Raw genomic sequence first — 7,139 nt, 5'->3', positions numbered from 1 at the left:
GGACTACTACGCACATGCGCCAAATACCCAGGAGATGTTGGAGCGTTTGGCACAGGAGTCTCCGACTACGCTTGCCTGTATGCACGGCAGCGCCTGGCGAGGCGATGGTGCCGCGCTGTTGCGAGAGTTGGCGAAGTCCATTGAACTGCGTAAGGCCATAGCGGCCTGATGAATTTCAAAGGCTTAGCACCACTGTTGTCCCGCTTACTCCCTCTCCCTCAGGGAGAGGGTTGGGGTGAGGGGGAAGTTAACACATTAATTTTCCAGCCCCTCGTCTTGCTGCTTTGCCGCTTGTAATATCGTTAACGATCAGTCGGTTATGCCTATTCAATGCGGCTTTTACAGGAACTGCAGTGAGTAGGCCGAACTAACGAAAAACTTCGCCTGGATTATACTATGTAGTGCCCCCGCCAATTCATTGGCAACGATTAATGGGTGCCTTGGGGGTGAGTTGAAAAGTGGCAATACTGCAGGGTCATCCGCATGCTAGGTGATGGACTGAACAGTGGTTGGGGATGGTGGTTATGTCTGCTGCTCTACGGCAGCGGACTGCTGTTGGCCATGTGGACCGCACCCTGGCGAAAGATCCTCTCGCAACGACTACTGCAACACCTGTTTCTGGGCGCAACGGTGCTACTGATCGGACTCTGGCAGATGCGTGCGGGACTCTCACCCGGATTGAGCATCCATATTTTGGGAGCGACACTGGTGACCTTGATGTTCGGTTGGGCGCTGGGAGTGGTTGCCATGAGCCTGGCGCTGTTGGCGATGGTGCTGGTGGGGCATCTGGGGTGGGAGGCTTACCCGGTCAGGGGGCTGCTGATGATCCTGATTCCGGTGCTGGTGAGCTATGGGCACCATTTGCTGATCCGACGACTGCTACCCAAAAACTTCTTCGTCTACCTGTTGGGTACCGTATTTCTGGGGGCCGGCCTATCGGTGGCGGCCATGGCGCTTGCGACGGCCTTGTTGTACTCATTGGCCAATGTCTATTCACTGCAGCAACTCTCGTATGAATACCTGGTATTCCTACCGTTGATGATGCTGTCTGAAGCGATGATCAACGGCATGTTGATGACAGGGTTGATGGCCAACTATCCCAATTTGATCCGTACCTTTGGCGCCAAGAACTATATCGATGGGCATTAACCAGGTAGCGTGGTGAAAAATACAGGACCCTGCATGGTGTGAGGACTACACGCTAACGGTTAATGCTCGGAACCTTAAAAATCATTCTTCACGGGGACCGTTACTTCATCTTTCACAAGCTCCATCACTACATGGGAATGAGTCTGGTGGACGTGTGGAAGGCGTCCAATCTCATTGCCTAATACGGAGCGGTAATGGGCGATATCGTGTGTTCTGATCTTGAGAAGATAATCGAAATTTCCCGCCACCATATAGCAGCTTTGCACTTCCGGAATCAGACGTACGGCCTCATTGAAGCGTTCAAGCGCATCTTCACTTGTCTTGTTTAGTGTTACCTGCACCATCAACACATGACCTGCGCCTAGCTTCTCCGGATCCAGGTCTGCACGATAACCTCGAATAAACCCCTCTTGTTCCAGCCGCCGTACCCGTTGGGCGCAGGGGGTCTTCGTCAAGTTCACTCTGCTGGCCAGTTCGACTATTGGCATTCGCCCATTTTCTTGCAGTTGATACAAGATTTGTTTATCTATGCGATCAATTTTCACTAGCCTTATTACCTGTAAAAATAGGTTAAATAGGATATAAGTTTGTAGATATAGCATTATATAGAGCCGTTTCCTAGGATAAAGGTTAAAAAATGCAGTCATAAAGGCTACTTAAAGTCAGTCGGATTTGGCCGGTTTTATCAGGTGCTGTGGGATGCCCACGATAAAAGCGCCAAGCCGTCCATACTGCATACGGAGTTCACCTTTCGCGGTTCATTGGGGCAACAAAAGTTCGGTCACGCGGGATTCGCCGAATACCTGGATAGCGTGCATCAGGCCCTGGGTGACTACCGTTGTCACATCGAGGCACTGGTGGAAGAGGGTGATCAGGTTTTTGCAAATATGCGTTGCCGGGGCGTTACCAGTTAACAAGGCACGCCTTTCGTTGGCATTCATACACCTGCCCCTATCGCCAGATAAGCGGTATCCAAGTACTGTCCCGACAAGCCCTTTGGACACTATACTTTCTCAAGATCCTATTGACCCGAATCGGGAGGGGCCATGGATAACCGAATCGAAAAACATTACGTCACCAGCAGCAACCTGGCTAACACTATCGCGGAACGGCTCGCCGCAGCGGGAAAAGATATGGCCAAGCTCTGCACCGAAGATTTGGCGCCGGTCGATGAATTTCATATTCGCGGCCGCAAAGCGACACTGGAGCTTGCAGAGCAAATGAACCTTGGAAAGGATACCCGTGTGCTGGATATCGGTAGTGGATTGGGTGGCCCGGCGAGAACCTTGGCGCAATCCTTTGGCTGTCATGTTACCGGCGTCGATTTAACGGAAGCGTTTTGTGAAGCGGCCACGATCCTCTCCGATTGGGTGGGGCTGGGTGAGCGGGTGGCGTTCCAGCAAGGCGATGCGACCGATCTGCCGTTTGGCGAGCAGGAGTTTGACGCCGCCATGACGATTCATGTGGCCATGAATATAGAGGCCAAAGATCAACTTTATAAGCATGTACGGCGGGTCATGAAGCCGGGAGGCATATTCACTATCTATGATGTCCTGCAAGGTGAAGGCGGGGAGGTGCAGTATCCGGTGCCCTGGGCGCGCGAACCCTCCATCAGCTTTCTCGCCACCCCGCAGGATATGGAGCAACTGTTATCTGATGCCGGGTTTAATGTTTTGGCCACCTACGATTCAACGGAAGAGAGCCAGTCCTGGTTTGAGGCTATGGCAAAGCGCCTGTCTGAATCAGGTCCGCCTCCTTTAACCATGCAGGTTTTTTTAGGCGATGATTTTCCCGCCATGGCAAAAAACCAGATTCAAAACCTGCGGGAACGACGCATCAGAACCGTCAGTTATATTTGCCGGGCTTGATTGTGGGACCGGACAGACGGATCAAAGTGATGCTGACTTATCCCATGAGCACCGGTCGTAACTTTGACGAAATTCTACGGGTCCTGGACTCTTGTCAATTGACCGCCGCGTATCAGGTGGCCACACCGGTGAATTGGCACATGGGAGAAGATGTCATCATCGTGCCCGCCGTATCGGATGAAGACGCGAAGCGGAATTTCCCCGAAGGGTGGAAGGCCCCCAAACCCTACATGCGTTTCGTCCATCAATCACAACTGAAGCACTAAGCCTGTTGCACCCTTTGAGATGTCTGGGTGGCGTCTCAAAGGGTCGTCTGAATGCCTCAATCAATCCGCATCGAGATAGTTTTTCATACGCACCGTTTTATCTTCAGATAACGGAAATAAGCATATGGATACTCAGTGCGACGGATAAAATGCCGATGATTTTTTTGAGCCTATTCGCAGGCATATTCGTGGCGTATCGCGCGCCAAGCGCAGTGGAAAAATAGCTGCTGATGGCAAAGAGTATGACTGCAGGCAGATAGATATAGCCGATGACAAGACTGTGCAGATTCGTGTTATCCCAGCCGTTGATGAGGTAGCCAAGCGTTCCGGAGAAGGCAACGGGAAAGCCGATGGCAGCCGATGTGCCGATCGCGCGTTTAGCTTCTATGTTCTGATGCATCAGGTAGGGGATGGTCAGTCCCGCGCCGCTGACGGAAACCAGTGCTGAAATAGAGCCGATGCCGGAGCCGCTAATAATATTTCCGATCGGACCGTGGGGCTCAGGGTTGTGATAGTGCTCCTGCTTCTGAAACATTTTGTACGCCACATACAGCATAAACGCACTGAAAAATAGTGCCAGATAGACTCCCTGTACATAGGATGCGGTAAATGTTGCCAGGAAGGTACCAATAAACACGCCGAAAGTTAATTTGACGGCCAGCTTGGTTTCAACATTGTTATTCTTGTAGTGGGCACGCATGCTACCGAATGTCGTAAAGACCATTCCCGCCATCGAAGTGCCGAGTGCAAGCTGCACCGTGTCTTCGCTTGCAAGGCCCTGCATAGTAAAAAGCATTGTAAAGATGGGCACCGTCATACCGCCGCCACCTACGCCGACCAATCCCGCCAGGAAGCCGACGGCCAAACCCATTGCAACGTAATAAGTCATAAACATCGGCTCAATCATGGAAGCCACCTTTTCAAATGTTGTCATTGTCTTGCGAAAATCATAGGACACAATGCCGTGTTCATAATAACGACACTTGGACAATAAATAGTGTAAAATGGCCAACATGGGAAAAGTGAAAGAGATTCATGATTCTGACTACAGTGAATGGTCTGAAGGGCCGCCGCTTATTACTCGGGCTTGGAGCTATAAATCCAACAAAATACAAAAGCCGACAGAGCGGCCTTACAAGTGGCATCGCCATTACCGGGGGCAGCTACTGTGCATCCAATCGGGGTTGATCCAGGTTAAAACCGAAGAGGGTTCATGGCTACTTCCTCCCCAAAGGGCAGGATGGATACCGCCCGGTGCCATGCATAGCGTACATCTCTGCAGTGCCTTGGATGGCTGGTCACTGTTATTGACTCCGGAGACATGTGTGAGGCTCCCAACCTTACCCCGTGTGATCGGGATCAGTGACGTGCTGCAGGCATTGACGCACCGGACGGTGGACTGGAGCAAGACCGATCCGTTGATGCCGGCGCAGAAACGTATTCTTGCCGTCATCATCGACGAGATACGTCACATGCCCAGTGAATCGCTCTATCTTCCGATGCCAAAAGACCCCAGATTGGAGCGGATCGCACAGGCGATTCTGGATGATCCGGGCAGTATGCGTACCGTTGACCAATGGGCGGCTATCGGCTCCCTCTCTTCCCGGACATTGCGCCGGCTGATGCATGCTGAAACGGGTATGGGTTTTAGAGAGTGGCGCCAGCAAGCCCAATTGACCCATGCCTTGGAGATGCTGGCGCGTGGCGTGTCTGTAATGGATGTCGCGTACTCACTGGGCTATGCGGCACCCAGTCATTTCATCGCCATGTTCCGCCGGGCATTTGGCGACTCGCCTGCGCACTATTTCTCCAGTCGACAGCCGTTTTAATGACGACGAAATAAAAAGGACCGCTAGGTTCGATTTATCGACACTCCGCCATCGACCAGCATGGCGGATCCGGTCATGAACGATGAAGCGTCGGAGGCGAGAAACAGCGCCGCCTGTGCCAGCTCCTCGGGTCTGGCCATGCGCTTCAATGCATGGAGATTGGCCACCTGAGCCATGGCCTCGGGCGTGTTATTCATCTGTGCCGCCATGGGTGTGTCGGTTCCACCGGGCAGCAGGGCATTGACCCGCACCGACTGGGGGCCGAATTCTGTCGCCAGCACTTGTGTCAGGCCAATCAATCCCGCTTTACTGGCGGCGTAGGCCGCCGCGCCCGGGAATCCCGCCGTATACCCCACGAAGGTCGATGTAAAAATGACAGACCCGGCACCGCGTCGCAGCATCTGGGGTATCTGGTATTTTGCACCGAAGAATGCACTGGTTAGGTTGGTCTCAAGCGTATCCCGCCATCCGGTTGCCGACACCTCCGGTGTGGAGCCCATTTCCCCCAGGGTTCCCGCATTATTGAAGCTGATATCCAGGCCGCCGAACCTGGATACTGCTACCTCGACCGCCCGCTGTGCTGTCGACTCATCCGTCACATCACCCGCTACCGCGATCGCTCGCCCACCGTGCACTTCGATCTGCGATACCAGTTCGTCCAATTCGGCTTGCCGTCGTGCGACGACCACAACACTCGCCCCTTCATGCGCGAACAGTTGTGCCGTGGCACGACCAATACCTGAACTAGCCCCCGTAACGATAGCCACCTTATCTGCCAGAATACCCATCTCTACCTCCGTTTGTGAATGTACGGTGAGACAGTATCTTGCGCCTCTGACGACGGGCAATCCGATTCTTGCGCTTTAGTCTGATACTTGAACGACGGTCTTCGCAGCGATAAACGGTGCCTATACGGCATCGTAGAGAAATTATTTCACCTAATGCGCCTTGTCTGATAACCTGCTGAGAATGTAAGGAATATCTGCTTGGCGGGATGCTGAATATCCATTCGAGTCAGTTCCCCTGCCAAAGTACTACAACCGAGGCAGGAAAAATAATGCATAGAACGAAGTGTCGGAATCGTCGATATTGTCCACAGCTGTATATTGCGCCGAATGTGCGAGCTGTATAACCCGCTGTTGAACTAAACCGCTTCGCGGTAGCCTCTTAAACCCCCGCTTTTTTCTCTCGTTCACCACACTTTCCAAAGACCATTACCGGTCTTGCCACAGGAGAGTGATGATGACTCCGCTACGTCAACAAATGATCGAGCACGGCTTTTCCCCACGCACCCATAAGTCCTATCTGAACGCGGTGACCGACCTGTCCCGCTTCACCCACCGTTCACCCGACCAACTCACCACCGACGACCTGCAAGCCTACTTTGCCCACCTGGTCCGGGAGCGCCACCTGGCCAACTGTTGTCGAAAAAAGCGAATAGCGCAGATCCGGGCGGCGATTGCCCAGGCCGAGACCGCGGAGGCCGAGCCGGAGCAGGCGGCTAACCCAGTCGGTCCGGAGTTGGAGGGTTGGGTCTGCCCGGTGTGTCAGGGTGGGCGACTACGGATCGTGGCGGAACTGCCACCCCGACGCCCCGGCGGTGGGTGACGTCGGCCCCGTTACACGGGGCAGGAGGTAGGGAAGAAACAGGCCCTCGAGGCCTGACGGGCAGGTAGTGGCCAAGGGTGGGAAAATGAGGCATGATGAAGAAAAGTCGTGAGAAAGACCGACGGATAGCCTTCAGGAAGTGGGGCCGGACAGCACAACACGGATGCCCTTCCTGCGCGATCAGCCAAAATAGCGAACAACCGGGCAACCGGTAAAAAACAATTTCTTATTAATAGAGTTGGGCAACCCTATCGAGGGCGGCTCAGTCCAACAGACATTTATGTCTCATGCGCTACACGAGGCATAAATGCTTAAATGTTATGTGTAAATAGAAGGAAAAATCCCGATGGATCAGCAAGAATTCTATAAAGCAAAATTACAATACGAAACGGACTCCTGGGATCTGAGTGAATTATTGA

9 protein-coding genes are annotated in these 7,139 nt (G+C 53.1%); 6 read left to right on the top strand and 3 right to left on the bottom strand.

Annotated features, from left to right (window positions below; genetic code table 11):
- Positions 1–483: 483 nt before the first annotated feature.
- The gene (locus tag ACQY5R_RS18055) at positions 484–1,149 is read left to right on the top strand and encodes an energy-coupling factor ABC transporter permease (RefSeq protein WP_428610680.1); all 666 of its coding nucleotides are present in this window, start codon (positions 484–486) and stop codon (positions 1,147–1,149) included.
- Between the two features lie 74 nt (positions 1,150–1,223).
- Here ACQY5R_RS18055 and ACQY5R_RS18050 read toward each other — a convergent pair whose 3' ends face one another.
- Positions 1,224–1,694 (bottom strand): Lrp/AsnC family transcriptional regulator, encoded by a 471-nt coding sequence (locus ACQY5R_RS18050; RefSeq protein ID WP_428610679.1) that lies wholly within the window; start codon positions 1,692–1,694, stop codon positions 1,224–1,226.
- Between the two features lie 144 nt (positions 1,695–1,838).
- Between ACQY5R_RS18050 and ACQY5R_RS18045 the strand changes: the two genes are divergently transcribed.
- From ACQY5R_RS18045 to ACQY5R_RS18035, 3 genes are all read left to right on the top strand, one after another.
- Positions 1,839–2,063, top strand: a complete 225-nt coding sequence (locus ACQY5R_RS18045; RefSeq protein WP_428610678.1) for a nuclear transport factor 2 family protein — start codon at positions 1,839–1,841, stop codon at positions 2,061–2,063.
- 132 nt (positions 2,064–2,195) lie between these two features.
- Positions 2,196–3,017 carry a class I SAM-dependent methyltransferase gene (locus tag ACQY5R_RS18040; RefSeq protein ID WP_428610677.1) on the top strand — a complete coding sequence of 274 codons (822 nt, stop codon included), beginning with the start codon at positions 2,196–2,198 and terminating at the stop codon, positions 3,015–3,017.
- A 29-nt stretch (positions 3,018–3,046) separates the two neighbouring features.
- On the top strand, positions 3,047–3,283 hold the full coding sequence (locus ACQY5R_RS18035; RefSeq protein WP_428610676.1) for a hypothetical protein: 237 nt from the start codon (positions 3,047–3,049) through the stop codon (positions 3,281–3,283).
- 103 nt (positions 3,284–3,386) lie between these two features.
- Here ACQY5R_RS18035 and ACQY5R_RS18030 read toward each other — a convergent pair whose 3' ends face one another.
- The gene (locus ACQY5R_RS18030) at positions 3,387–4,190 is read right to left on the bottom strand and encodes a sulfite exporter TauE/SafE family protein (RefSeq protein ID WP_428610675.1); all 804 of its coding nucleotides are present in this window, start codon (positions 4,188–4,190) and stop codon (positions 3,387–3,389) included.
- Positions 4,191–4,608: 418 nt separating this feature from the next.
- On the opposite strand from ACQY5R_RS18030, the gene ACQY5R_RS18025 reads away from it, so the two are divergent.
- Positions 4,609–5,112, top strand: a complete 504-nt coding sequence (locus tag ACQY5R_RS18025; protein WP_428610674.1) for a helix-turn-helix domain-containing protein — start codon at positions 4,609–4,611, stop codon at positions 5,110–5,112.
- Between the two features lie 23 nt (positions 5,113–5,135).
- Here the strand turns inward: ACQY5R_RS18025 and ACQY5R_RS18020 are convergent, their stop codons facing one another.
- Complete coding sequence (locus tag ACQY5R_RS18020; protein WP_428610673.1) at positions 5,136–5,900, bottom strand: SDR family oxidoreductase; 765 nt, start codon at positions 5,898–5,900, stop codon at positions 5,136–5,138.
- Between the two features lie 454 nt (positions 5,901–6,354).
- Here ACQY5R_RS18020 and ACQY5R_RS18015 point away from each other — a divergent pair, with 454 nt between their 5' ends.
- A complete protein-coding gene (locus ACQY5R_RS18015) occupies positions 6,355–6,720 on the top strand; it encodes a site-specific integrase (RefSeq protein ID WP_428610672.1) in 366 nt (121 codons plus the stop codon).
- The last annotated feature ends 419 nt before the right edge of the window (positions 6,721–7,139 follow it).

The sequence above is a fragment of the Sedimenticola sp. genome (assembly GCF_050289425.1).
Classification (GTDB): domain Bacteria; phylum Pseudomonadota; class Gammaproteobacteria; order Chromatiales; family Chromatiaceae; genus Sedimenticola.
Note: the sequence above shows the minus strand (reverse complement) of the source record. Positions and strands in the feature narration are given on the sequence as shown.

What these genes read in the sequence shown, in the direction of transcription:
- ACQY5R_RS18055 (WP_428610680.1), top strand. Translation starts at nt 484, where the DNA reads ATGCTAGGTGATGGACTGAACAGTGGTTGGGGATGGTGGTTATGTCTG.
- ACQY5R_RS18030 (WP_428610675.1), bottom strand. Translation starts at nt 4,190, where the DNA reads ATGATTGAGCCGATGTTTATGACTTATTACGTTGCAATGGGTTTGGCC.
- ACQY5R_RS18035 (WP_428610676.1), top strand. Translation starts at nt 3,047, where the DNA reads ATGCTGACTTATCCCATGAGCACCGGTCGTAACTTTGACGAAATTCTA.
- ACQY5R_RS18015 (WP_428610672.1), top strand. Translation starts at nt 6,355, where the DNA reads ATGACTCCGCTACGTCAACAAATGATCGAGCACGGCTTTTCCCCACGC.
- ACQY5R_RS18020 (WP_428610673.1), bottom strand. Translation starts at nt 5,900, where the DNA reads ATGGGTATTCTGGCAGATAAGGTGGCTATCGTTACGGGGGCTAGTTCA.
- ACQY5R_RS18040 (WP_428610677.1), top strand. Translation starts at nt 2,196, where the DNA reads ATGGATAACCGAATCGAAAAACATTACGTCACCAGCAGCAACCTGGCT.